The sequence below is a fragment of the Bacillus sp. LH1 genome (assembly GCF_057924895.1).
The window spans coordinates 5,250,645-5,275,148 of record NZ_CM175007.1 but is presented as its reverse complement, the minus strand read 5'-3'; the positions used below and the strand labels follow the sequence as shown (position 1 = coordinate 5,275,148).

General features: G+C 36.4%; 27 protein-coding genes. 16 read left to right on the top strand and 11 right to left on the bottom strand.

The genetic code is table 11. The features are described 5' to 3' along the window. Positions 1-8 precede the first annotated feature (8 nt). Genes ACX9TM_RS27260 through ACX9TM_RS27245 form a run of 4 tightly spaced genes read left to right on the top strand, consistent with a single transcriptional unit; the run spans position 9 to position 3,486 of the window. Positions 9-890, top strand: coding sequence for an SGNH/GDSL hydrolase family protein (locus ACX9TM_RS27260; protein WP_139256955.1), 882 nt, complete (start codon positions 9-11; stop codon positions 888-890). Continuing rightward, positions 887-1,804, top strand: a complete 918-nt coding sequence (locus tag ACX9TM_RS27255) for an ABC transporter ATP-binding protein (protein WP_063219916.1) — start codon at positions 887-889, stop codon at positions 1,802-1,804. Before ACX9TM_RS27260 ends, ACX9TM_RS27255 begins: the two co-directional genes overlap by 4 nt. Then, positions 1,797-2,789: a DUF2705 family protein gene (locus ACX9TM_RS27250; RefSeq protein WP_001206500.1), complete on the top strand. Its 993-nt coding sequence runs from the start codon at positions 1,797-1,799 to the stop codon at positions 2,787-2,789. The genes ACX9TM_RS27255 and ACX9TM_RS27250 overlap by 8 nt, the downstream gene beginning before the upstream one ends. Positions 2,790-2,808: 19 nt before the next feature. Further along, positions 2,809-3,486 carry a uracil-DNA glycosylase gene (locus ACX9TM_RS27245; RefSeq protein ID WP_000432519.1) on the top strand — a complete coding sequence of 226 codons (678 nt, stop codon included), beginning with the start codon at positions 2,809-2,811 and terminating at the stop codon, positions 3,484-3,486. A 41-nt stretch (positions 3,487-3,527) separates the two neighbouring features. On the opposite strand, the gene ACX9TM_RS27240 is transcribed toward ACX9TM_RS27245, so the two are convergent. The 3 genes from ACX9TM_RS27240 to ACX9TM_RS27230 all read right to left on the bottom strand — a co-directional run bounded on the left by ACX9TM_RS27240 (position 3,528) and on the right by ACX9TM_RS27230 (position 6,363). Then, positions 3,528-3,821 (bottom strand): DUF3817 domain-containing protein, encoded by a 294-nt coding sequence (locus tag ACX9TM_RS27240; protein WP_000953396.1) that lies wholly within the window; start codon positions 3,819-3,821, stop codon positions 3,528-3,530. 209 nt (positions 3,822-4,030) lie between these two features. Further along, complete coding sequence (locus ACX9TM_RS27235) at positions 4,031-4,852, bottom strand: Cof-type HAD-IIB family hydrolase (protein ID WP_000221387.1); 822 nt, start codon at positions 4,850-4,852, stop codon at positions 4,031-4,033. Between the two features lie 227 nt (positions 4,853-5,079). Further along, the gene (locus ACX9TM_RS27230) at positions 5,080-6,363 is read right to left on the bottom strand and encodes a purine/pyrimidine permease (RefSeq protein WP_000847034.1); all 1,284 of its coding nucleotides are present in this window, start codon (positions 6,361-6,363) and stop codon (positions 5,080-5,082) included. Between the two features lie 95 nt (positions 6,364-6,458). Between ACX9TM_RS27230 and ACX9TM_RS27225 the strand changes: the two genes are divergently transcribed. The 3 genes from ACX9TM_RS27225 to ACX9TM_RS27215 all read left to right on the top strand — a co-directional run bounded on the left by ACX9TM_RS27225 (position 6,459) and on the right by ACX9TM_RS27215 (position 8,178). Continuing rightward, positions 6,459-7,451: a potassium channel family protein gene (locus ACX9TM_RS27225; protein WP_000993980.1), complete on the top strand. Its 993-nt coding sequence runs from the start codon at positions 6,459-6,461 to the stop codon at positions 7,449-7,451. A 6-nt stretch (positions 7,452-7,457) separates the two neighbouring features. Continuing rightward, complete coding sequence (locus ACX9TM_RS27220; RefSeq protein ID WP_063219918.1) at positions 7,458-7,745, top strand: YwdI family protein; 288 nt, start codon at positions 7,458-7,460, stop codon at positions 7,743-7,745. A gap of 64 nt (positions 7,746-7,809) precedes the next feature. Then, positions 7,810-8,178, top strand: a complete 369-nt coding sequence (locus ACX9TM_RS27215) for a DUF423 domain-containing protein (RefSeq protein WP_000688315.1) — start codon at positions 7,810-7,812, stop codon at positions 8,176-8,178. 31 nt (positions 8,179-8,209) lie between these two features. Here ACX9TM_RS27215 and gerQ read toward each other — a convergent pair whose 3' ends face one another. The 4 genes from gerQ to hemQ all read right to left on the bottom strand — a co-directional run bounded on the left by gerQ (position 8,210) and on the right by hemQ (position 11,622). Next, on the bottom strand, positions 8,210-8,638 hold the full coding sequence (gerQ, locus tag ACX9TM_RS27210) for a spore coat protein GerQ (RefSeq protein WP_000068652.1): 429 nt from the start codon (positions 8,636-8,638) through the stop codon (positions 8,210-8,212). Positions 8,639-8,665: 27 nt separating this feature from the next. Then, a complete protein-coding gene (gene cwlJ, locus ACX9TM_RS27205; protein WP_000538169.1) occupies positions 8,666-9,088 on the bottom strand; it encodes a cell wall hydrolase CwlJ in 423 nt (140 codons plus the stop codon). Between the two features lie 319 nt (positions 9,089-9,407). Further along, positions 9,408-10,679 carry a serine hydrolase gene (locus ACX9TM_RS27200; RefSeq protein WP_000722869.1) on the bottom strand — a complete coding sequence of 424 codons (1,272 nt, stop codon included), beginning with the start codon at positions 10,677-10,679 and terminating at the stop codon, positions 9,408-9,410. A gap of 199 nt (positions 10,680-10,878) precedes the next feature. Further along, complete coding sequence (gene hemQ, locus ACX9TM_RS27195; RefSeq protein WP_001287595.1) at positions 10,879-11,622, bottom strand: hydrogen peroxide-dependent heme synthase; 744 nt, start codon at positions 11,620-11,622, stop codon at positions 10,879-10,881. A 255-nt stretch (positions 11,623-11,877) separates the two neighbouring features. Between hemQ and pta the strand changes: the two genes are divergently transcribed. Next, positions 11,878-12,849, top strand: coding sequence for a phosphate acetyltransferase (pta, locus tag ACX9TM_RS27190; RefSeq protein WP_000067215.1), 972 nt, complete (start codon positions 11,878-11,880; stop codon positions 12,847-12,849). Between the two features lie 48 nt (positions 12,850-12,897). On the opposite strand, the gene lipL is transcribed toward pta, so the two are convergent. Both lipL and ACX9TM_RS27180 read right to left on the bottom strand, forming a co-directional pair. Further along, the gene (gene lipL / locus ACX9TM_RS27185; protein ID WP_050229024.1) at positions 12,898-13,743 is read right to left on the bottom strand and encodes an octanoyl-[GcvH]:protein N-octanoyltransferase; all 846 of its coding nucleotides are present in this window, start codon (positions 13,741-13,743) and stop codon (positions 12,898-12,900) included. Between the two features lie 128 nt (positions 13,744-13,871). Continuing rightward, positions 13,872-14,564 carry an RsfA family transcriptional regulator gene (locus tag ACX9TM_RS27180; RefSeq protein WP_065381846.1) on the bottom strand — a complete coding sequence of 231 codons (693 nt, stop codon included), beginning with the start codon at positions 14,562-14,564 and terminating at the stop codon, positions 13,872-13,874. A gap of 284 nt (positions 14,565-14,848) precedes the next feature. Between ACX9TM_RS27180 and ACX9TM_RS27175 the strand changes: the two genes are divergently transcribed. From ACX9TM_RS27175 to ACX9TM_RS27150, 6 genes are all read left to right on the top strand, one after another. Then, positions 14,849-15,073: a YuzB family protein gene (locus ACX9TM_RS27175; RefSeq protein ID WP_000526071.1), complete on the top strand. Its 225-nt coding sequence runs from the start codon at positions 14,849-14,851 to the stop codon at positions 15,071-15,073. A gap of 312 nt (positions 15,074-15,385) precedes the next feature. Then, positions 15,386-16,441, top strand: coding sequence for a FecCD family ABC transporter permease (locus ACX9TM_RS27170; protein ID WP_000388294.1), 1,056 nt, complete (start codon positions 15,386-15,388; stop codon positions 16,439-16,441). After that, positions 16,438-17,454, top strand: a complete 1,017-nt coding sequence (locus tag ACX9TM_RS27165) for a FecCD family ABC transporter permease (RefSeq protein WP_001260757.1) — start codon at positions 16,438-16,440, stop codon at positions 17,452-17,454. Before ACX9TM_RS27170 ends, ACX9TM_RS27165 begins: the two co-directional genes overlap by 4 nt. Positions 17,455-17,469: 15 nt before the next feature. Then, positions 17,470-18,282, top strand: coding sequence for an ABC transporter ATP-binding protein (locus tag ACX9TM_RS27160; protein WP_000212068.1), 813 nt, complete (start codon positions 17,470-17,472; stop codon positions 18,280-18,282). Between the two features lie 189 nt (positions 18,283-18,471). Next, positions 18,472-19,410, top strand: a complete 939-nt coding sequence (locus ACX9TM_RS27155) for an ABC transporter substrate-binding protein (RefSeq protein WP_000787724.1) — start codon at positions 18,472-18,474, stop codon at positions 19,408-19,410. 145 nt (positions 19,411-19,555) lie between these two features. After that, a complete protein-coding gene (locus tag ACX9TM_RS27150; RefSeq protein WP_065381845.1) occupies positions 19,556-20,860 on the top strand; it encodes an HD domain-containing protein in 1,305 nt (434 codons plus the stop codon). Positions 20,861-20,899: 39 nt separating this feature from the next. Here the strand turns inward: ACX9TM_RS27150 and thmT are convergent, their stop codons facing one another. Continuing rightward, complete coding sequence (gene thmT / locus ACX9TM_RS27145) at positions 20,900-21,085, bottom strand: 2-hydroxymuconate tautomerase (protein WP_001147171.1); 186 nt, start codon at positions 21,083-21,085, stop codon at positions 20,900-20,902. Positions 21,086-21,197: 112 nt separating this feature from the next. Between thmT and ACX9TM_RS27140 the strand changes: the two genes are divergently transcribed. Continuing rightward, positions 21,198-21,872 carry a site-2 protease family protein gene (locus ACX9TM_RS27140; protein WP_000372445.1) on the top strand — a complete coding sequence of 225 codons (675 nt, stop codon included), beginning with the start codon at positions 21,198-21,200 and terminating at the stop codon, positions 21,870-21,872. Between the two features lie 25 nt (positions 21,873-21,897). Next, on the top strand, positions 21,898-22,407 hold the full coding sequence (locus tag ACX9TM_RS27135) for a YwhD family protein (protein WP_000136678.1): 510 nt from the start codon (positions 21,898-21,900) through the stop codon (positions 22,405-22,407). Positions 22,408-22,441: 34 nt separating this feature from the next. Here the strand turns inward: ACX9TM_RS27135 and ACX9TM_RS27130 are convergent, their stop codons facing one another. Next, complete coding sequence (locus ACX9TM_RS27130; RefSeq protein ID WP_000372958.1) at positions 22,442-24,493, bottom strand: transglycosylase domain-containing protein; 2,052 nt, start codon at positions 24,491-24,493, stop codon at positions 22,442-22,444. Between the last annotated feature and the right edge of the window lie 11 nt (positions 24,494-24,504).

Below are 24,504 nucleotides of genomic sequence, written 5' to 3'. Positions count from 1 at the left end.
GAGAAGGTGTGAAAATCGCTTTTCAAAATTTCGTTTGGTATAATTATGGACAATCTATGAGGGCTAAAAGGGGTTTTGATATGAGATCAAAAGTAGTAAAAGTAATTCTACTCATTACAATTGTATCTTTCTGTTTATTTGCATATGGCTTTGTTTCAGGTGTAAATGATGTATTAAATCCGAAAGCTTCAAATTTAATTAAAAAGACCGATGTAGTGGCAAAAGAGAAAAAGAAAATGGGAACGTTACAAATCGTTAGTTTAGGTGATTCATTAACGCGTGGCGTTGGTGATAAAGAAGGAATTGGCTATGTTGGGCGAATGAAAGAGGATTTACAAAAAGATTATAAGCAAAAAATTGCATTAACAAATTTAGCAGTTAGTGGTGCAAAAATGCCCGATTTATTAAAACAAATTGAAAGTAATGGCGCTCAATATTCAATTAAGCAAGCAGATGTAATTGTGTTAACGATTGGTGGAAATGATTTGTTCCCAGGCTGGGAATCACTTGGGAAAATAGATTTAGAGACGTATCGTCCTGACACAGAGACGTTTCAAAATGAAGCAAAGAAAATTATAGAAGAAATTCGTAAATTAAATACAGATAGTCCGATTTTTTGGCTTGGTTTATACAATCCTTTTGAAGATGTAGAAGATTTAAAAGGGTCTTCAAACATTGTTGTGGACTGGAATGCATCTTTAGAGAAATTAGCGCTAAACGATAAAAATGTGTATATTACACCGACATTTGATTTATTCCAAAACCGCGGGAAAGATTTATTATACTCTGATCATTTTCATCCGAACGAAGTAGGTTATACGTATATGGCAGAACGTTTAGTTCAAAATGTTGTAAGTAAATTAAAACTAGAACAAGGAGGGGTAAAATGACGACGATACTTTCCGTACGAGACTTGAAGAAGGTAATTGGAAAGAAGACTCTTGTAGAGAATATTTCCTTTGATGTAAAGCAAGGAGAAGTGTTCGGGTTCTTAGGACCAAATGGTGCTGGAAAGACGACTACCATTCGAATGTTAGTCGGATTGATTAAGGCGACAGAAGGTACGATTTCTATCGGTGGTTATTCGATTAAGGGAAATTTCAGAGAAGCGATGCGTCAAATTGGGAGTATCGTTGAAAACCCAGAGTTGTATACATATTTAACGGGATGGGAAAATTTAAAGCAATTTGCTCGTATGTTAGGTGATATATCAGATGAACGTATTATCGAAATTGCTGAAATGGTTCATTTAGATGAAAGAATTCATGACAAGGTAAAAACGTACTCACTTGGTATGAAACAACGCCTTGGAATTGCACAGGCGCTCCTTGGGAATCCGAAATTGCTCATATTAGATGAGCCAACGAATGGTTTAGATCCAGCAGGGATTAGAGAACTTAGGGAATTTATACATAAGCTTGTGAAAGAAGAAAATATGAGCGTGTTTATTTCAAGTCACTTGCTAAGTGAAGTGCAAATGATATGCGATCGCGTTGCTATTATTCATAAAGGAAAGATGATAACAGTTGCCAAGGTTGAAGAATTAATTAAAACAGCAAGTGATCGTGTAGAATGGATTGTTACACCGATTTCTAAGGCGAAAGATATGCTAGAAGCGGCCGAAGAAGTAAGGGAAGTGAGTGTAGAAGGCGATCGATTACTATGCCGCATGGATATTGCATCTATAAGTAGTTGGAATAAACACTTTGTCGCAAATGAAATAGATGTACATAGCGTTAAGGAGCTTGTATTTACGCTAGAAGATTTATTTATTGAACTCACAAGGGGTGAGCAGCATGCGTGAATTTGCGAATCTAGTTTTAAATGAATCAGAAAAGATTTACCGCAAGAAACGTATTTTTGTTGTCATGCTTATTTTAGCAATCTTGATCCCGCTTTTTGTGTACGCGCAGTATCGTGAAATAGAAACGACACAAAAAAGACTCGGTACAACTGATTGGAAGGTTTCATTGCAACAGCAAATTGTTGATTCTCAGAACCGGTTGAACAATTCTAGGTTGCCAGAAGAATGGCGTGATTGGTTAAAGGTAAGAGTTGAGCAACAACAATATTATTTAGATCATAATATTAATCCGATGGCACCGGGTGCACCGACTTTTGTCAGAGCATTTATTGAACAAGGAATTACATTATTTATTCCGCTTCTCGTAATGATTGTCGCCATTGATATCGTTTCAGGAGAACGAAGTGATGGGACGATGAAGATGTTACTTACGCGGCCGATTCGGCGCTGGAAAATACTCCTTAGTAAATACGTGACGATGTTATTTTTCATTTCGCTCATACTGTTTCTTGTAGGTTTGTTTGCTTACATATTATCAGGGCTTGTATTTGGGTACTCGGGATGGAATTTACCTGTTTTAACAGGATTCGTCATTGATAAGGAAACGTTAAATACGAACTTTGTACATCTTATTCCGCAGTGGCAATACATCTTAATGGCGTATGGACTAGCCTGGTTTGTTGCTATCGTTGTCGGAACTATATCATTTATGGTCTCTGTTTTAATTCGTAATACACCAGCTGGTATGGGCGTTATGCTAGCTGCATTAATTGCAGGCGGTATTTTAAGCTCGTTCGCAACATCTTGGGAAGGCGCCAAATATATTTTTAGTGTGAATTTATCATTAACGGATTATTTATCAGGAAAATTACCTGCATTACAAGGTTTATCGATGGGATTTTCTTTGATGAATTTAACTGTTTGGGCAGTTGTTTCTCTTGTTATTTCGTTCGTAGTATTTACAAGACAGGATATGGTGAATTAATTAGACAGGAAGTGACAGTATGGAAAATGTTTTAAAGAATGATTGGGAGCCACTATTGGCACCAGAATTCGAGAAAGAGTATTATCTTACTCTATCCAGTTTTTTGACAGAAGAATACAGCACGCATGTTGTTTATCCGAAGGTAGAAGATATTTTTAACGCTCTTCAGTATACAAGTTATGAAAATACAAAGGTTGTCATTTTAGGGCAAGATCCATATCATGGACCGAATCAAGCGCATGGTTTAAGCTTTTCTGTGCAACCTGGTGTTAAAACACCACCGTCATTGTTAAATATGTATAAAGAACTTCGAGATGAATATGGTTATGAAATCCCGAATAACGGTTATTTAGTAAAATGGGCGGAACAAGGAGTATTATTACTAAATACCGTATTAACAGTTCGTCAAGGCGAAGCAAATTCTCATAAGGGAAAAGGATGGGAGCACTTCACAGATCGTGTAATTGAACTATTGAACGAACGTGAAAAGCCAGTTATTTTCATATTGTGGGGGCGCCATGCGCAGGCGAAGAAGAAATTAATTACGAATCCGAATCATCATATTATCGAATCTGTACATCCAAGCCCATTATCGGCAAGACGTGGTTTCTTTGGTAGTAAGCCATATTCTAAAATAAATACAATTTTAGCTAATATGGGCGAAAGAGAAATTGATTGGGAAATTCCAAATTTATAAATAGAAAAGGTAGTTAACAGTTGTTAACTACCTTTTTATTATCATTGTTGCTCGTTCTTTAATTTTGCATCTAGTACAAAAGTACCAAATGGGATAACTGATGAAACGAATGCTCCAAGTGCCCATAAAATTGATTTACGGTGTACGATTGTTACTTGAATTACTGCAAAGATGAATAGAATAAATAGAACACCATGAGCCATGCCTGTAATTTTAACAGCTGTTGCAAATCCTGCGAAATATTTCAATGGCATTGCTACAAATAATAGTAATAGGAAAGAAATACCCTCAACTAGTCCAATTGCTCTTAATCGTCCGATTGGTGTAGATAACATAAAGTAGCCTCCTTTAACGTATGCTTGTATATAGTAAATTTGTATTCTTTTTCAAAATAAAATAGTCTATTTTGTTTCATTATATACAAAAAGAAAGTTTACACTACGAGAATAGTGCAAAGTTCAAAATATAGTCACAAAAGCATGAGAATTTAAATAAAAACCTATTTGAAGTATTTGACTTCAAATAGGTTTTGTGAATGAAAATATTAAACAAGTACATCCGTTTTTAAAACGAATTTCTCTACAACTTTTGCAACACCATCGTTCATATTTGTATCTGTTACGTAGTTCGCAATTTCTTTAATATCATCAGGTGCATTGCCCATTGCAACGCCAAGACCAGCAAATTCAATCATTGCTTGGTCGTTATAGCTATCGCCCATTGCGATAACTTCTTCACGCTTAATGCCAAGCTTTTGAATCAGTTTGTTTAAGCTCGTTCCTTTTGTAACACCGGCTTCTGTAAATTCTAAGAAGAATGGTTTCGAACGCATCACGCTTAATTGGCCTTCTAGTTGTTGTTGAAGTTTCTTTTCAACTTCAACAAGGCGTTCAGCTTCTTTATTCATTAATACTTTTACTACAGGCTCTTTAACTGCGGCTTTAAAGTCATCTACTACAACAATTGGCATACCAGTAATATCGCCCTCAATTTCAGTATAAGGATTATTTTCTTCCGTTACGATATCATCGCCCATATAAGTATGAATCCATACATCTTCAGTTTTACTAATTTCAAATAGGTTGTGAACGATTTCAGGAGATAGTGTACTACTAAAGATTTCTTCGTTTGTTTTACAGTTAATAATTTTTGCGCCATTAAAAGATAGAATGAAACTGCCGTATTCTTCTAAGCGAAGTTCTTTGGCTACATTGCGCATACCAAACGTTGGACGTCCAGAAGCAAGTACAACCTTTACCCCTTGCTCTTGTGCAGTCATTAACGCTTCTTTCGTACGAGGTGAAATAGTATGGTCATCACGTAATAAAGTATCATCTAAATCTAAAACAATCATTTTATAAGTCATATAGAAAATTCCTTTCTTTAATTGAAATCAAAATACATGTTCATGAAGATGTTGAGGAATAATAGTAAGACATCAAACCTCTTTGAAAAGAAGTAGATAAATTATTATGAGTTGTTGCTCATAATATTGGTTAATAATCATTGGGGAAGAATAAAACCCCAATGATTAAAGTTTGATTTTATCGTAACAACTCTAAAGGTAGAGTGCAATAATGGAAGTTTTCCAATTTACGATATTTGTTTTGCAGCGGAACGAGAAAATAGTATTTCTAGCAAGATTGCCATTACAGATCCAAGAACGAGACCATTACTTAAAAACGATGCTAGAAATGGTGGAAGTGTGGAATATGCTCCTGCTGGAACAAACATAACTCCGACTCCTGTAAAGATTGAAAGACCGGCTACTTTAAATAATCGTTCTTTATCCTGGACAGTTTCGTATTCTCGAAAGGCGAGACCAATCATGCTTGCGAATACAGGATAAATAGCGGCATAACCAACTGCAACAGGGATTGCTGCAAAGAATGAAGTAATCTTTGGAAATATACTAACGACAATAATAAAGCTTGACCCTAATATAAACGGGAGACGTTTATAAATATTAGTCGTTGCAATAAAACCTGCTGATCCAGAAATAGCGACAGGCCCAATAGCTGAAAATAGGCCGCCTAGCAATTGGTTGATTCCTGTTATAATGCCAGCTTGTTTAAAACGATCTGATGCAGCGTTTTCTTCATATTTAGAGACAACCTTTTGTACAACGCGAATACTTGCTAACATATTTGTTAGAAGTAAGAGTGTAACGAAAATGACCGTAATTACCATGTTCCATTCAACACGAGGCATTCCGAAAACAAATAAGGATGGAAAACGGATTATGTCTGTCACTGGTGTTATTGGATTAGATAATCCGAAACATGCGAATAATATCCAGCCGCATACGATACTGAAAAGAACGGAATATTGTCCAATAATAGGTAGCTTCATGATGAAAAAGGATAGTAAAATAACAATGAGTGAAAGAATAAATACGTTAGGTTGTACTTCTGTATGTTTTCCATCAAGGCCAAACATTCCCTTTAAGAAGGAGCCACTAAGCTGCGCGACAAGAAGAAATAAATACGTTCCAATGACTGTCGGTGTAAAATAGCGAACAAGTTTATCAATAAGTCCAAAAACGCTAAGAATAATACAAATAATACCGCTTAATAAGAAAGCATATTGAAGAACTTTAAGTGTCTCATTGCTTGATCCAAATAATACGACGCCTAAACTTGCGTAAAGGGAGAAAATTCCCCACCAAAGGCCAGCAGGACCTTCTTGAATAGGAAGTTTATGCCCAAATATAGCTTGCAAGAGACCAGCAAAGCCTAGAACAAATAACGTTCTTTGTACGAATGCGATAGCTTCAGCGCCATCAAGACCATAACTAGTTGCGACACTAATTGGTACAATAAGGCTTCCAGCTAAAATAAATAGTGCCCATTGTAAGGCGGAAAGAAATGTCTTCATTATATCAACCTCTTTCATAGATTCCGTATCTAGTATATACGTATTTTATTTCCACTGGCAAAGATTGTAGATAGAGAAAAGAGTTGAAACACGGTATGAATGCACGTAAGCAATTATGGATAGCAGTTATATGTATGACTTTTGTTGTAATTCTAGGAACGATAGGATTTATGACGATTGAAGAGATTAGTTTGTTTCAAGCATTTTGGATGACAATGATTACTGTATTGACTGTTGGATACGGAGATGCTGTTCCTGTAACGCAAGCGGGGAAAGTATTTGCGCTTCTTATTATTCCTGTTGGCGTAGGTATTGTTACGTATGCAATTGGGGTAGTGGCCGCTATGATTATTGAAGGGAATTTATTTCATGCAGTACGGAGGAAGAAGATGGATAAACAAATAGCGCAGTTGAAAAATCATATTATAGTATGTGGTTGCGGTAGAGTGGGGCTTCAAGTTGTACATGAATTGCAAGAAAAGAATATTCCATTTGTCGTTGTTGATAAAGATGAAAGTATATTGGAGCAGGAAAAGCTTTTATTTGTACATGGAGATGCAACGGAAGATCAAGTATTACATAATGCCGGAATTTTAAAAGCAGCTGGTTTAGTTGCTATTGTTGCAAATGATGCCGAAAATGTATTTATTACATTAACAGCAAGAGGGTTAAACGATACGATTAAAATTGTGGCGAGATCTGAAAAGCCAGAAACTGAAGAGAAATTAAGGCGTGCCGGTGCAAATAAGGTTATTAATCCATCTAGTATGGCGGGTATTCATATCGCAAAAGGTATTGCAAATCCATTAACCGTTCATTATATTGATACAGTGTTGTATGGAATAGAACAGTCATTTGTCATTGAAGAAATTCTAGTTGGAAAAGATTCAATATTAGTTGGTAAATCGTTACTAGAGAGTAATGTAAGGAATCAGTTTGATGTAACAATATTAGCGATTTCAAGAAATGGGGATATTATACATAATCCAGCAGGGCAGGAAAAATTGAAAGAACGTGATATGATAATAGTATTTGGTTCAGTAGAGAAATTGGGGCAATTCGAGAAAGAATTACAAAGTACGAGGTGAGAAGAAATGCAAATATCTAGCGACAAGATTTTAAATAAAATGGCGAATGAAATTGCGAAGGCAAAAGGTAGTGAAGGACAAAAGTCAAAAGAACATTTATTAGTTGTGCGTGCTTTATGTGACTTATTATTAGATGAACAAGTTGAAACATCTACATATAGAGAACCGCAAATTCCATCGCAAGTAATTGGATCACAACCAGTAACAACTATGCAACCAATTGCACCTGTTTCTGGGGAGCCAGTATATATAAAAGAAAGTGATGCAAACGGTAATTCTTTATTTGATTTTTAGAAGATAAATCGTTTGGCTTATATGCAAAAATTGCTTATGATAAAGGTAAAAAAGGGGAATTAAGATGAAAATTTTCTTTTTACTAGGTTGTATTGCAGCGGGGCTATCTGTTGCATTAGGGGCCTTTGGAGCACACGGTTTAGAAAATAAAATTTCTGCAAAAATGTTAGAAGTGTGGAAAACAGGCGTTACATATCAAATGTTTCATGCAGGTGGACTATTCGTAGTTGCTTTATTGATGGATAAGGTTCAATCATCACTTTTAACTACTGCTGGTTGGCTAATGGTAGCTGGAATTATTATGTTCTCAGGTAGTTTGTATGCATTAAGTACGACAGGTATTAAGTTCTTTGGTCCAATTACACCTCTTGGTGGTGTAGCGTTTATTGTGGCGTGGATCCTAGTAGGGACTGCAGTTGTAAAAGGATTATAAAAAAACAAAAGCTGGCATTTGCCAGCTTTTTTTATGGTCTTGGAGTATAAGTTGCTTGTTGACTAGGTAAATACGTAATTTCTTCTGGAAATTCTACGTAATCTAAGTAGATCATTAGTAGTAAATAGCGTTTTCCTGATTGCGGTTCACTAATAACGATATGGTCACGGCCAGCTGCTTCAATAATACCTGTATAAGATTGTGTGCCAAGGGAACTGCCACGTTCATAGGTCATTACAACCGTAGCTTGCTTACCTTTGTTTAAACGAAGGATATTTTCAATATAGGATTGCTCTAGAGGTAACATGCCTTGAGAAATTGCATATTGAGCTTGCGCAGCTTGAGCTGTTTGTTGTTGCATCGCTTGCTGCTGTTGTTGAGTCATTTGTTGCGGTTGTACATAAGTTCCAGATGGTTGATAAAAACCTGTTCCATAGTACGGATTTTGTTGCTGTGCCATTCAAAAATCCCTCCTCATTTTCATCTCTTAATATACGCTAGGGCAGTCTTCGCCAGATGGTTGGAAGAAGCAGTGCTTTTTGAAGCGACCAGAGTTTTGTTGGTTATACCAAGTTGGCGGACAAGGACCTTCAGGTCTAAAGAACCATAAGGCAAAGTTAGCGGGCCAAAAACGTTGTCCTTGAATAGTTCGCCTTGCTAAGGCGATATCTTGTTCCCTGGCTCTTTGATAAAAATACCCTTTTTGTGTTGCCTCAAAACCACCAGGATTTTGATAAACCATTTGACGTAAATTACGTATTTTTCTAAAATCTAAACAATTTCCGCGGACACGATTTACTCCAACGTTTCCGACCATTAACATTCCTTGTTGCCCTTCTCCTTCGGCTTCAGCACGCATCAGTCTAGCCAACAACTTTACATCTTCTTCGTTATAAGCAATAACGCCCATTATGTGTCACCTCTCTTTTTGTAATACCTTTTGGAAAGAGGTTTATCCCGCATTAACGGGCAGTAAGACTCCTGCCCTAAAATTTGGTTGAAGTAAAGAAATTAGATGGGAGATCAAACTGCCCGTAAACGCCCGATTGGTTCAACTAATAATCAGCGGGGGATTCCCCCACTGATTAAAGTTTCACTTTATTTCTAGATGAAGTGTGTAACAATTACTAGTTCATACGTATGAGAAAAAGGACTCAGATATGACAACCAAACGAAGTTTTACATTGAGAGTGGAAAATAAAAAAAGCTAGCGTGAGCCAGCTTTTTTATTAAAAAATTTTAGACCATAAGTTTGAGAAGAAATCACCAATAGAGCGCATTGTTAACACAAACCAATTTGCTTTTTCAACTTCCTCTGTCGTTTTTGCAGTAACTTTCATACTTTTACTACCGTCTAAGAAACCATATTTATCAGTTGATTCTAAAGTAATTGAGCCTACTTTGGTATCTTTCTTAATAGGGGCAACTAAATGTCCATCTTCAGAAAGAGATTTATCTAATTCAGTTCCAATTTTATAAGGCTCTTTGCTACCTTTTTTCGCAATTACTGTTATTTCTTTTTCGGGTGCAACAGTTACTTGGTCTTCTTTCCCTTTTACTACAGAGATTGTATTGTTTTTATTAACTTTTAGTTTTTGTTTTTCAAAGTTATTAAATCCATATTCGATTAATTCACGAGATTCCGTGAAACGTTCATCCATTGATTTTGTTTTAATAATAACCGAGATAAGACGTACATCACCACGTTTAGCAGTAATGGTAAATCCGTATCCAGCTGTATCAGAACTTCCGGTTTTTAAACCATCAGTACCTTCATAAGCGAAAGCGGCTCCTGGTAACATCCAATTCCAGTTTTCCATACGAATTGGTTTTGGGTGATTGTCTGGGAAGTTTCTAAATCTTTGTTTTGTATCCTCTAGCATTTCTGGATACTTTGTAATCATTGCTTTTGAAAGCATACCCATATCACGAGCTGACATAGAGTTTTCTGCATTTGGATCAGTACCCTCAGGATGTTTTCCTTTTAAGTCAGCGTTATTTAAGCCAGTAGCGTTTACAAATTTATATTTCTTTAATCCTAGCTTTTTAGCATGTTCATTTGCAAGATTTAAGAAGTTTTTCTCACTTCCTGCAAGAAGTTCTGCTAAAGCAATACTAGATCCATTTGCAGAGAATATAACAATAGAATGATATAATTCTTTTACAGTATATTGACGTCCTTTTTCGAACGGTACATTAGAGAATTCATTATTACGAGAGACTTCATAAGCGTAATCAGAAATATTTACTTTCGTATCCCATGTGATTTTTCCTTCTTTAATTGCTTCTAAAACAGCGTAAACAACAATTAATTTTGACATACTAGCAATAGCTAGCAATTCATCTGGATTTTGCTCGTGAAGTATTTTTCCTGTATCTGCATCAAATAAAAGTGCAGCAGCCGCCTCAATATGTATTTTTTCTTCCGCATGGGATGTTGTTACTCCTAAGGAAGAAATTGACAATACAAGCAATAGTAAAATAGACAAGATTTTTTTCATATAGATTATCACCTTCGCATCGTTATTTAGCATATAGCTCGTATCATTTTAGCATATCTTTACATATAAAAAGGTTACAATTTTACAAGAAATTTGAAAAAATGTTGGTTTTTCTTCAAAAGTGTAGAAAAAAGGAGATTTTTGAGGATAAATATAGAGAAGAATAAAAAAAGGAACGAATTTCGTTCCTTTTCACCATTTATATGTGTAAAAATTTCTCTACTTTTTCGTCTGGTAAAATGTTTCCAACGAAGAATGTTCCAAATTCACCATAACGAGCACTTACTTCATCGAAGCGCATTTCGTATATAAGTTTCTTAAATTGAAGAACATCGTCAGCGAATAATGTTACGCCCCATTCGAAATCGTCGAATCCAACAGATCCTGAAATCACTTGGCGTACTTTACCTGCGTATTGACGACCAATTTTACTATGGCTGTACATCATTTTTTTACGTTCTTCCATAGGAAGCATGTACCAGTTGTCATCACCTTGGCGACGCTTATCCATTGGATAGAAGCAAATATGATTTGCTTTCGGTAATTCAGGATATAAACGAGCTAAAATTTGCGGGTTTTGGTATGGATCCTCATCAGCTGGAAGGTAGTTGCTTAATTCAACAACAGATACGTAAGAATATGCAGGAACCATATATTCAGCTAAAGTTGTTTTATTCAATTCTGTCTCAATTTCATTTAACTCTTCCATTGTTGGACGTAAAATCATAAGCATAATATCAGCTTTTTGGCCAACAACTGTATACATTGCGTGACTACCTTTTTTCGCAGTAGCTACTTCGTTCCATTTTTCAACGACATTTAAAAATTCAGACACTGCTTGTCCGCGTTCGTCGCTAGATAATGTTTTCCATGCAGCCCAATCAATAGAACGTAAATCATGTAAACAATACCAGCCATCTAACGTTGTTGTTGCTTCACTCATTCTATTCACCTCAGTTAATGATAGTTTTACACGTTAACTATAGCATATATAGTTTTAAAATCATCTATATAAAACCTTGGCGCATAAAATTGTCACATTTAAGTGTTTAAGCAAGGTGAATTTAACGGCTGAATTTTATGAAAATATAATCATTTTTATTTTATCTATTTTTTGGGAGCTATAAGTTTAAAATATAGAAGAAAAGCAGTATTCTTAAAGATAGAGTTTTTTTAACATATGTAGGAGGGTTTATTCGTGAGCAACTTATTTACAACAGTAAAAGAAAAAGTTCAAGGAAAAGGCATTTCTATCGTACTTCCTGAAGGAACTGATGAAAGAATTTTAGGCGCTGCAGAGCGTTTAGCGAAAGAAGAGTTAGTAAAACCAATCTTAGTTGGTAATAAGGAAGAAATTAGCGCAAAAGCTGCTAGCATGAATTTAACATTAGCAGGCGTTGATATTTACGACCCAGCTACATACGAAGAAATGGATGCAATGGTAGCATCTTTCGTTGAACGCCGTAAAGGTAAAGCAACTGAAGAAGACGCTCGCAAAATCCTTAAAGACGAAAACTACTTCGGTACAATGCTTGTATACATGGGCAAAGCACACGGTTTAGTAAGTGGTGCAGCTCACTCTACAGCTGATACAGTTCGTCCAGCACTTCAAATTATTAAAACAAAACCAGGCGTTACAAAAACTTCTGGCGTATTCATCATGGTACGTGAAGAAGAGAAATATGTATTCGCTGATTGCGCAATTAACATTGCACCAAACAGCCAAGATTTAGCTGAAATCGGTATCGAAAGTGCGAAAACTGCTGAGTTATTCGGCATTGATCCACGCGTTGCTATGTTAAGCTTCTCTACAAAAGGTTCTGCGAAATCTCCAGAAACAGAAAAAGTTGTAGAAGCAACTCGCATTGCAAAAGAAATGGCTCCTGAGTTAACTTTAGATGGAGAATTCCAATTCGATGCTGCATTCGTACCATCTGTAGCTGAGAAAAAAGCTCCAGGTTCTACAATTAAAGGTGATGCTAACGTATTCGTATTCCCAAGCTTAGAAGCTGGTAATATTGGCTACAAAATCGCTCAACGTTTAGGTAACTTCGAAGCAGTAGGACCAATCTTACAAGGCTTAAACATGCCTGTAAATGATCTATCTCGTGGATGTAACGAAGAAGAAGTGTACAAGTTAGCTTTAATTACAGCAGCTCAAGCACTTTAATTCTATAATGAATTGAAATAAAGACCGTCGCTATAATAGCGACGGTCTTTATTTTTCTAAGCCAAGTGCTTTATTATTACGATCAATAATACGTTGTAAATTCGTCTCATATAAAGGAATCTCGTCTATTGTTAATTGAGATGGTGTTAACTTTGAAGCGAATTGCTGCAATGTTTTTAAAAGACGCATCATTAAATCTTGTACTGTAATGGTTTCGCCAAGTAATTCTGAGAGTGAGGCCATCGTACTTGGTACAATTTCAGGGTACGTAAAGCGTGTTTCTTCTCCTTGAATTGCTAGGTTGTAGAAATCACGAACGAGTGCGGCACGCTCAGAGCCACTTCCGGTAGCACAGAGATAAATTTGGACAGCGACCCCCCCGCGAATACGACGTTGTGAAATACCAGCGAATTTTTGATCGCGAATACTTAAGTCATAACTACCAGGACAGTAAGAGCCAACAATTTCTTTTGCCTCGATAGTAACGTCGTAATCCTTTAACATCTCCTTAATCAAATGCCACATTGTATCGTATCCAAGATCAATATCGATACCTTTTTCTGTTTCTTGGAATAAAAGTGATACGTTTAAAACACCTTCATCAAGCACGACTGCAAGCCCGCCAGAATTACGAACAATAACATTGAAGTTGTGTTGTTTTAAAAAAGAAATACCTTCTTCTAAATGCGGAAGGCGTGAATCTTGAATGCCAAGGACAATTGTATTGTGATGAACCCAAGAACGCATTGTTGCGGCTGACTTGCCATTTCCAATGCTTGTGCATAATGTGTCATCCATTGCGAATGACTGAAGTGCATGGAATGTTGGTCCCAAACTAGACTGATCTACAATGCGCCACTCTGGCTGAGATAAAATGGAACGGGAATTGCTCATATAACTAACCCCTTATCTTTAAAATGACAATCTCTATTATAGCAAAAAATGAAGAATGGAGTTTTCTCACATATAAAGGGGGAGCTTAAAGGTGAAATAATAAAAAGGATGCATTGCATGCATCCTTCTTATTCTGCAATTTTTTCTAAATTACCGTTTCGGTCCATTCGGAAAGATGTTTGAGAACGTTCTTCGTCATCCATGACTGCCAATTTACGAGCACGGTTCATAATGTTCATAAGTGTTTCGTAATCTTCTTGTACAGTATGAGATTTCTTTTCTAATTTTTCTAGTTTCTTTTCTAGTTCCTCATTCCGAAGGATTTGTGCTTTAATTTCTTGTTTCAATCTCGTATTCTCGTTTTCAAGAGCTGTCACTTTTATATTTGAAGATCCGACTGTTTGTAAAAAATAAATAACATCTTGCATTGTCATAGAGCCTCTTGCAGCAGGAGCAGTAGATTCTTGATATGGAATAGCTTCTTTATATTGTACGATTGATTCTTCTTGTACTAATTCTTCATAATCAGTTATCGAATCTGAAGCTGGTGGTGTATAAAGTAAACGTTTTTTCGCTTGTTCACCGCTTGCAGCACGCATTTTATCTTTACGATGTTTTTTTGCTAGTTGAAGAGCTTGTTCATAGCTATAGCGAACAACAGCATTCCAGCGGAAACCACAAGCAGCAGATGTACGATTTAACTGATCCCCTACTTCCTCAAATGCATTTAATTGCGTACTTCCTTCTCTAACATGACGAAGTACCGTTTCAGCAAGTAATAAATCATCCTCATCTGTCCAAGCATCTTGTCTTACTTTCATAGATTCAACTCCCTTTCTTTTTATGAACTTCCTATTTTTATAATGGGCAAAAAAATAAACTTTTATACAAAGCTTTTAAAAATATGGTAGATTTCGATGAAAGGTAAAAATTTTCCCATGAATGGTGAGCGCTTCTGTAGGAGAGCATATAAATATGTATCATTATGTAGAGAATAGGCTTTGTAGGGAAACTTGCAACGAGCTTCAAAGAGCGGTAAAATACCATTTAGTGTTTATTTTTAAATGTACTTGAGAAAAGTTTAAAATAGAGGAAGTGTTATGTAATGGGAAACGAGTTTCGCGTGTGCGATGACTGTCAGGCAACGAACATTAAAACGTTAGTTCCGAAGTTAAAAAAAGTAGATTCATGTGCAACGATTGAAGTTGGATGTCAGTCTTACTGTGGTCCTGGTCGTAAAAAATCATTCGCATTTGTAAATAACCGTCCAGTTGCGGCTCCAACAGAAGATGAGTTAATCGTGAAAATTGAAGCAAAGTTAAATAAGTAAGAAAAAGAAGAGTGAAAAGATTACTCTTCTTTTTTTATGCCCATAAGAGGAATGATTTATTCTGCGAAAGTACTCTTGTGTGGACGAACATTTTCTAAAGGATGAACATAACTTTTGTATTAAAATACCAATTTGTATAAATTTATATTTCAAAATAATGGTTGACAGTCTTTTAAAGCGATAGGTAGAATAGAAGTGTCTGATTCTGAGAATCATTATCAGGGAAATAACAATTCACCTAATTTTTTTATTACTATTTGAGAATAAATTTCATTTCAATAAATATATGTTGTTGGTTAGGATGGTTGAGGGATGGAAGCGAGCGCAAGCAGTATAGAACAGCAAGAAGAGAATGTTAAAGAGATTAAGAGCAGACCGCTCATCGCTTCTATTATTTTAGTAGCGGGTACAATTTTGTTAGCTTTAAGCATGGCAGTTTCTATTTCTTTTGGGGCTGCAGATATTAGTTTAAAGACTGTATGGCAAGCTGTATTTCAGTTTGATGGATCTATTACACATCATAACGTAATTCAAGAGCTTCGCATGCCTAGAGCAATAGGGGGCGTAGTTGCAGGTGCCTTTTTAGCGGTATCAGGAGCAATTATGCAAGGTATGACGCGAAATCCACTTGCTTCACCATCGTTAATGGGGATTACAGATGGAGCTGTATTTGGAATTGCAATTATGTATGCATTTTTCCCTAATTCACCTTATTTAATGTTTGTTATCGCATCTTTTATTGGAGCTGCGTTTGGTGCAAGCATTGTATATGGAATTGGATCTTCTTCACCAGGTGGATTAACACCTGTGAAATTAGCTTTAGCAGGTGCAGCTATTAGTGCTTTATTAGGGGCAATTTCATCTGGAATCGCATTGTATTTCAATCTTGCCCAAGAGGTGAGTATGTGGAATGCAGGCGGAGTCGCTGGAGTGAAATGGCAAAGTATTAATATGTTAGTGCCAATTGGCCTTGTTTGTCTTTTTATCGCAATTATGATGTCGAGATATATTACAATTTTGAGCTTCGGTGAAGAAATTGCGATTGGACTTGGTCAAAATACGACATTGATTAAATTTATCGGAACAGTACTTGTTCTTGTTTTAACGGGTTCCGCAGTTTCCATGGCAGGATCAGTTGGATTTGTTGGTCTTGTAATTCCGCATATGACTCGTTTCCTCGTAGGCTCGGACTATAGATGGGTTATTCCATGTTCTGCGGTCTTAGGTGGGCTGTTAATTGAATGTGCAGATATGTTATCTCGCGTTATTAACCCGCCATTTGAAACGCCAATTGGAGCAATTACAGCGCTAATTGGGGTTCCATTCTTCCTCTACTTAGCACGTAATGAAGGGAGAGGAAAGATGTGAGGACGAGTGTCTTAACAAAAAAGAACATTTCTATATTAACGATTTTAGTAGGACTAATCGTTTCTATATTTCTTATTAGTTTAAATACAGGAACTTTTAAAATCCCGCCAATGGACGTATTAAAGTCATTGGTTGGACTAGGGGCTGAAGATCAGTCTGTTATTTTATTTGAATTCCGTATGCCGCGTATGGTAATTGCTATACTAGTCGGATCTGCTTTAGCTATGTCAGGCGCGATTTTGCAAGGTTTATCACGAAATCCTCTTGCTGATCCAGGTATTATAGGTATTAATGCTGGAGCGGGATTAACAGTTGTTATATTCGTCTACTTCTTCTTCGGGAAAGTAGGGACTGGTACATTTTTATCTGTATTCATTCTCCCATTCTTCGCACTAGTTGGAGCAATATTAGCAGCGGTAATTATTTATTTACTAGCATGGAAAGACGGCGTTTCATCGACTCGATTAATACTAGTCGGTATTGCCGTTGCAGCTGGATTTGGAGCTGTTAGTTTAATTTTCTCTATGAAGATGACATCTAACGATTTTCGTTTTGCTACGATTTGGCTGGCGGGAAGTCTATGGGGTACAGATTGGAAATTCGTATTAAGTGTACTTCCATGGATGGTTATTTTCTTACCGCTTGCTATAAGTAAAGCACACATATTAAATGTAATGAACCTAGGCGATTCTACAGCAGTTGGCCTTGGTGTAAACGTAGAAAAAGAAAGACGTAAATTATTATTTATTGCAGTTTGTTTAGCAGGGGCATCTGTTGCTGTTGCCGGCGGAATTGGCTTTATCGGTTTAATGGCCCCGCATTTAGCAAGGCGCCTTGTTGGTGGTAAACATCAAATTATGTTGCCCACAGCTGCGCTAATAGGAACGTTTTTACTTTTATTCGCAGACGTAATTTCAAGAAGTGTACTAACAACTTCAGAAATACCAGTCGGTCTTGTTATTTCTGTAATTGGTGCACCGTATTTTATTTATTTACTTATGAGGACAAAATAAAGGGAGGCTTTTCGTATGGCAACTTTAGCGGTGGATGCGGTATCGGTTGGCTATAATGAAGGTTTAATTATTGATGGATTAACAGTTGAAATTCCGGAAGGGAAAATTACAACAATTATTGGACCAAATGGTTGTGGGAAGTCCACATTATTAAAAACGGCGTCTCGTATTTTGAAGGCAAAGCAAGGTACTGTTTATCTTGACGGAAAAGCAATTGAGAAACAGCCAACGAAAGAAATTGCAAAGAAAATGGCGATTTTACCACAAACTGCAGAAGTGCCAACGGGTCTTACTGTATTTGAGCTTGTGTCATATGGAAGATTCCCTCATCAAAAAGGGTTTGGCACGTTGAAAGAAGAGGATTATCGCTATATTAACTGGGCACTTGAAGTGACAGGAATGAAAGAATTTGCGAATCGTCCAGCAGAAGCGCTATCAGGCGGTCAACGTCAACGTGTTTGGATTGCAATGGCTCTTGCACAAGGAACAGAATTACTTGTATTGGATGAACCAACGACGTACTTAGATATGGCTCATCAATTAGAAGTATTAAACTTATTGAAAAAGTTAAATGAAGAAGAAGGTAGAACGATTGTTATGGTTATCCATGACTTAAATCACGCTTCTCGTTTCTCCGATCATATGATTGCATTAAAAGCAGGTAAGTTAATGAAACAAGGAACGCCAGATGAAGTTATGACAAGTGAAACACTTCGTAACGTATTTGAGATTGAAGCTCAAATCGTTCCATGTCCAGTAAACTGTAAGCCAATTTGTTTAACATATGATTTAGCGATGATTAGTAATCAATTGCGTAAAAAAGCATAAGTAGAACCCCCTCGTGAAGAGGGGGACTTCTAATGGACGTTGAGCTTCTTATATAAGAATGGGAAGTTGAACGCCCGTTAGAATGGGTTATTAACAACAATTAATAAATATATATTAATTATTTGTTATCTTTGTTTCTTATAGTTCGTTGTAACTTATAAGATAAATACAGCTAGAAGGAGTGGGAACATGAAGAATTTTAAAATGGCACTATTAGCAATGGTACTAGTTGTGACTTCTGTACTATTTGCAGCTTGTTCTAACAAAGAAGAAGAAAAGAAAGCAGATGCAAAGACTGAAGAGCGCACTGTAAAACATGCAAAAGGGGAAATTAAAATTCCTGCAAACCCAAAGAAAATTGCTGACCTTAGTGGTTCAACAGAAGAATTATTAATTTTCGGTATGAAACCGGTTATTACTGCTAATACATCTCAAGAAAAAATTGATGCACATATTGAAAAGAAACTAAAAGACGTTAAACCAGTTGGTTCTGCTTGGGGCGATAAAATTAACATCGAAGCAGTAGCTGCTGCAAAACCAGATTTAATTCTTGTAAATAATCGTCAAGAAAAGATTTATGATCAATTATCTAAAATTGCACCAACAGTTATGTTAAACACTCCATTAGATCAATGGCGTCCAAAATTTGAAGAAGTAGGTCAAATCTTCGGTAAAGAAAAAGAAACAAAAGAATGGTTCAAAAAGTATGATGAAAAAGCAAGCAAATTACATGACAAAATCGTCGCTAAAACTGGTGAAGCAACATTTATGAAAATGGCTGCATATCCAAATGCTTTCCGTGTATACGGTGACTACGGTTACGGTAGCGTAATCTTTAATGATTTAAAACTACCAGCAGTTAAAGGTACACCAACTGATAAACCGTTAGTACAAGTACAAAAAGAAGCTTTAATTGATTACAACCCAGATTACTTATTCGTGTTTACAACTGGTGACGGTTCTCAGCGCTTGAAAGAATTCCAAGAAGAATCAATTTGGAAAAACATGAACGCTGTTAAAAACAACCACGTATTTACAATTAAAAATGAAGACTTAAACAAAGGTTACTTCCCACTTGGGAAAGATATGATCTTAGACGAAGTTGCTGAATTCGTTTTAGGTAAATAATGTATAAAGGAAATCACTTTTACTTCGGTAAAGGTGATTTTTTCTTTTTATAAAGGGAATTAATACAGTCTTTCATTTCTTTCTGTTTCTCATTTCGTTTATAATATAAAGTAAGAATGTAGTAAAGAAAGGGGGATGTCGGAAAGTGGTATATTTAAACGACAAACTCAGCGAAACAAAAGTGTTTAAAGACCCAGTACATAAATATGTGCACGTGCGTGATCGTGTTATTTGGGATTTAATCGGAACGAAAGAATTTCAACGCTTGCGCCGTATTAAGCAGCTTGGAACGACATTTTTTACATTTCACGGTGCAGAGCATAGTCGCTTTACTCATTCGTTAGGTGTATACGAAATTATTCGTCGTATGATTGATGATGTGTTTGATGGCAGACCAAATTGGAATGCTGAAGATAGATTGTTATGTTTATGTGCGGCATTACTTCATGATGTCGGCCACGGCCCATTTTCTCACTCGTTTGAAAAAGTATTTTCATTAGATCATGAGAAATTTACGCAAAAGATTGTCGTTGGCGATACGGAGATTAATGATGTATTAAGTCGTGTTGATAAGGAGTTTCCACAAAAGGTAGCAGATGTAATTGCAAAAACGTCTACTAATAAATTAGCAATTAGTATGATTTCGAGCCAAATTGATGCGGATCGTATGGATTATTTATTAAGAGATGCTTATTTTACAGGCGTAAAGTACGGAAACTTCGATATGGAACGTATACTGCGTGTAATGCGCCCGTATGGGGATCAAGTAGTCATTAAAAATAGTGGTATGCATGCTGTTGAGCATTACATTATGAGTCGTTATCAAATGTATTGGCAAGTATATTTCCACCCAGTAACGCGAAGTGCAGAAGTTATTTTAACGAAGATTTTACACCGTGCGAAATCACTGCACGAGAAGTATTATACATTTAAAAATCATCCTGTTCATTTCTATTCTTTATTTGAAGAAGAAGTAACAGTAGAGGATTATTTAAAGTTAGACGAGAACGTTATGTATTACTACTTCCAAGTATGGCAGGAAGAAGAAGATCCAATTTTAAGCGATTTATGCCGCCGTTTTATGAATCGAAATCTATTTAAATATGTAGAGTTTACAGATAAACACGGTTTAGATAATTGGATGGAATTAAGTAGTTTATTTAAAAAGATTGGACTTGATCCGGAGTATTATTTAGTAGTTGATTCAACATCAGACTTACCGTATGACTTTTATCGTGCAGGAGAAGAAGAAGAGCGTCTACCAATCCTACTTCTTATGCCAAACGGAGAGCTTAGAGAGCTTTCACGTGAGTCGGATATTGTTGAGGCGATTACAGGTAAGAAAAGAACGGATCAAAAGCTATTCTATCCACATGATTTAATCTATGAAGATGGAAGAAAAGGAAAATATAAAGAGAGAATTATTGAGTTGTTAGAAGGAAAGAAATAAGAAGCAGCTAATGGCTGCTTCTTATGAAAAAACTTGAAATTATTTGTCGCTTAAGCGTTTTCCGCCAACTGCATAATGGTTTTTAGACATTTCTTCGATGAAAACAACGATGTTTTCTTCAGGAGCACCAGTTGTTTCGCTTACTGCTGCTGTTACTTTCTCAGCAAGAGCTTTCTTTTGTTCTTCTGTGCGTCCTTCTAGCATTTTCACTGTTACGTATGGCATGTACAATCGCTCCTTTTATGTAAGTTACACTCTTATTATAGCGGATTATGGGGAAGAACAATCGAAAAAACAAATAATTTCTTTTTTTGACATATGGAAGAGGAGATGAAGTATGGATCAGTTATTTAGATATCCATTGCACGAAATTCCGTTAGTAGCAATGGCAATTATTATTGCACTATCCGTTCATGAATTTGCACATGCATATGTTGCATATAAATTTGGGGACGATACAGCAAAGAGACAAGGGCGTTTAACGTTATCACCGATGGCCCATTTAGACCCTATCGGTTTGATTGCAGTATTAATTCTTGGATTCGGTTGGGCAAGACCAGTTCCTGTTAATCCATATAACTTTAAAAGACCGCGTCTGGCAGGTATATTAGTTTCAATTGCAGGGCCGATTAGTAACTTAATTTTGAGTGCAATTGGTTTAATTATTTGGTATAGCTTATTAAAATTTGGTGTATTATACTCAATTCCATCTGCAGTGGCAGATACGTTAGCTCAATTTTTCCAGATTTTTATTATGCTGAATATCGTTTTACTTGTATTTAACTTATTACCGATCCCGCCACTTGATGGATATCGAGTTGTGGAAGATTTAGCGCCAGCAAATATTCGCGCGAAAATGACACAGTATGAAAAATACGGGGCAATTGCGTTATTAATTCTCGTTATTACACCGCTTAGTAATTACACAATTCAACCTATTTTCCAGGTAGTTATTCCGCATGTGTTTGTATTTTTAGACAGCATCATTGCGCCTATTTTTGGCCTTTTATAATTTTTAAGTGAGGAGGATTTTACATATGACAGAGAAAAAGAAAAAAATCGGTTTTAATATCGTGAAAAATGATTCAACAGATGGACATGGTGGGTTTGGTGTTGGAGCATTAAGCTTAGAAAACATTTCACCTGTATTTGTTGATGTACTAGAGAAGACTGCATTCGTTGATATCGGTGCAATGCATGCGCGTAGTACAGTAGAAAAAGGTATTAAGTTTTTAACAAATAAAGATGAAGTTCCAAATGGAAAACCATTTTGGCTTGTTTGGGTAACAATTGAAAGAACTGCGACAGGTGCGTATTACGCAGGTGTAACAGCTTGTGAAATGACAGTTGACCGTGAGATTCGCCGCGGATATAAATCACTTCCAGAACACGTAAATAAAATGGATAAATCATTGAAGCGTCACATTATGGTTGACCATATGGATGAATCATCTAAAAAGGTACTTGGTACGTTCTTGAAAGAACATAATGAAGCGATTTGGAACGAATCTAGTGAAGAATTGCGCCGTGCATTATTAAGTGAATAAAAAATAGCTGACGGATGCCCGTCAGCTATTTTTTTTACCAAGGAAGATATTTTTTCCACCAACTTGTTTTTTTCTTTTCTTCAGTTGTTTTTTCAAATTCTTCTTTATCATCGACGTGATCCATACAATATTCAGTCGGTTCGGTACCTTTAGCGAAATACATTTTCACAGAAATAGGACAATTTTTTGTAGCAATTTTACCGTTCTCTGGATTGATATTAACCGCTACGACGTCACTTGGTTGTTTAAATTCTTTTTTAGGCTGTCCATCTAAGCCCTTCTCCATCGTATCAGTCCATATTTTCTTCGCATACCCCTGTTCTGCTACGTTTGAAATAGATTTAGGTTGATCATATCCGACCCATACACCTGTTACGATTTGCGGAGTAAATCCGATCATCCAACTATCCGTTTCAGTAGAACCAGATTTGCCGGCATATGTTCTTGATAATTTTGATAACATCGATTGGCCAGTTACAGCAGCATAACTGCTTAGTTTCTTATTAAACATACCAGTCATCATTTCTTCCATTACAAATGCTTTGCTCTTGTCGAGAACTTGTTTACTCTCTAAATGAGCATCGTATAATATATTTCCTTCATGATCCATAATGCGGCGAATGAAAGTAGGTTTTACTTCTTTTCCACCGTTTGCGAACATGCTATAAGCGTTAACCATTTCAATTGGTTTTACTGGTGATGTACCGAGAGCTAGAGAAGGCACATCTTTTAATGCACTTTTAATTCCAAATTGTTTCGCTGTTTTTGCTAGCGTGTCATCTCCTAAAAACAAATTCGTTTTCACAGCATAAATGTTATCAGAGACTGCGAGAGCTTGTGCCATCGTTACGAAATCATCTGCATAATAATCTTTATAGTTCTTCGGTTTATACTTTGAAACGCCGTCACCTAGGGTGAATACAGTATATTCGCTTTTTAAGCGCGTAGCAGGCGTGAATCCTCGTTCTAATGCCGCATAATATAGAAATGGCTTAAATGTAGAACCAGGCTGACGAACGGCTTGTGTAGCCCTGTTAAATTGACTCATATTATAATCAGTTCCACCAACAAGAGCAGCCACTTCACCTGTCGTTGGATTCATAGAGACGAGAGCAGTTTGTATGTTTGTTGTGTCAGGTATATGATCTTTTACAGCTTGTTCTGCTACAGCTTGTAGTTTAGGGTCTAGCGTTGTATAAATTCGTAAGCCACCTCGTTGTAAAGCTTGTTCGTCTAATCCAACATCACGAAGAAGCGAAGCTTGTACAGCATCTTGGAAATATGGTGCGACCTCTGCTACTTTTTTCGTATCTAATGAGGCAAAAGTTAGTGTCTCTTTCTTCGCTAAGGTTGCTTGTTGCTTCGTAATATATCCTTGCTTCACCATTTCATCTAATATGAGAGCTTGTCGTCCTTTAGCGCGATCCTCTTTCAAAAAGGGAGAATAGACACTTGGCCCTTTCGGGATACCTGCCAGCATACTAGCTTCTGCTAATGTTAACTCTTTTGCCGTTTTATCGAAATATAGACGGGACGCAGCTTCGATGCCATAAGCGCCATGTCCGTAATAAATTGTATTTAAATATCCTTCTAAAATATGATTTTTATTATAGTTTACTTCAAGGCGGATAGTGTACATTGCCTCTAATAATTTTCGTTTCCACGTTTTATCATGATCTAAATACAGATTACGCGCGTATTGTTGTGTAATTGTACTAGCTCCTTGTACCTTTGCCATCGCTTTTAAATCAGCAACAATTGCACCTGCAATCCGTTTCACATCGAAGCCGTGATGTTTATAAAATCTTTGATCTTCAATAGAAAGGGTCGCTTCTTTTACATAAGGTGAAATTTCATTAAGAGAGACATTGTAACGTTTTTGAATTTCGTTACTTTGTCCAATAACAGTATCATCGTTTGCGTAAAAGACGCTTGTTTGCGGGACCGCAACAGGAGGAGGTCCCATAATTTTTGCAACTATAATAATAACAAAAAAAGAAAAAACGAAGAAAAGGACGCACGAAAACATTGCGGTGAAGAAAAGACGTTTATATTTTTTAAGTTTTGGATTCATAGTTTGATCCATCTTTTTTCAGC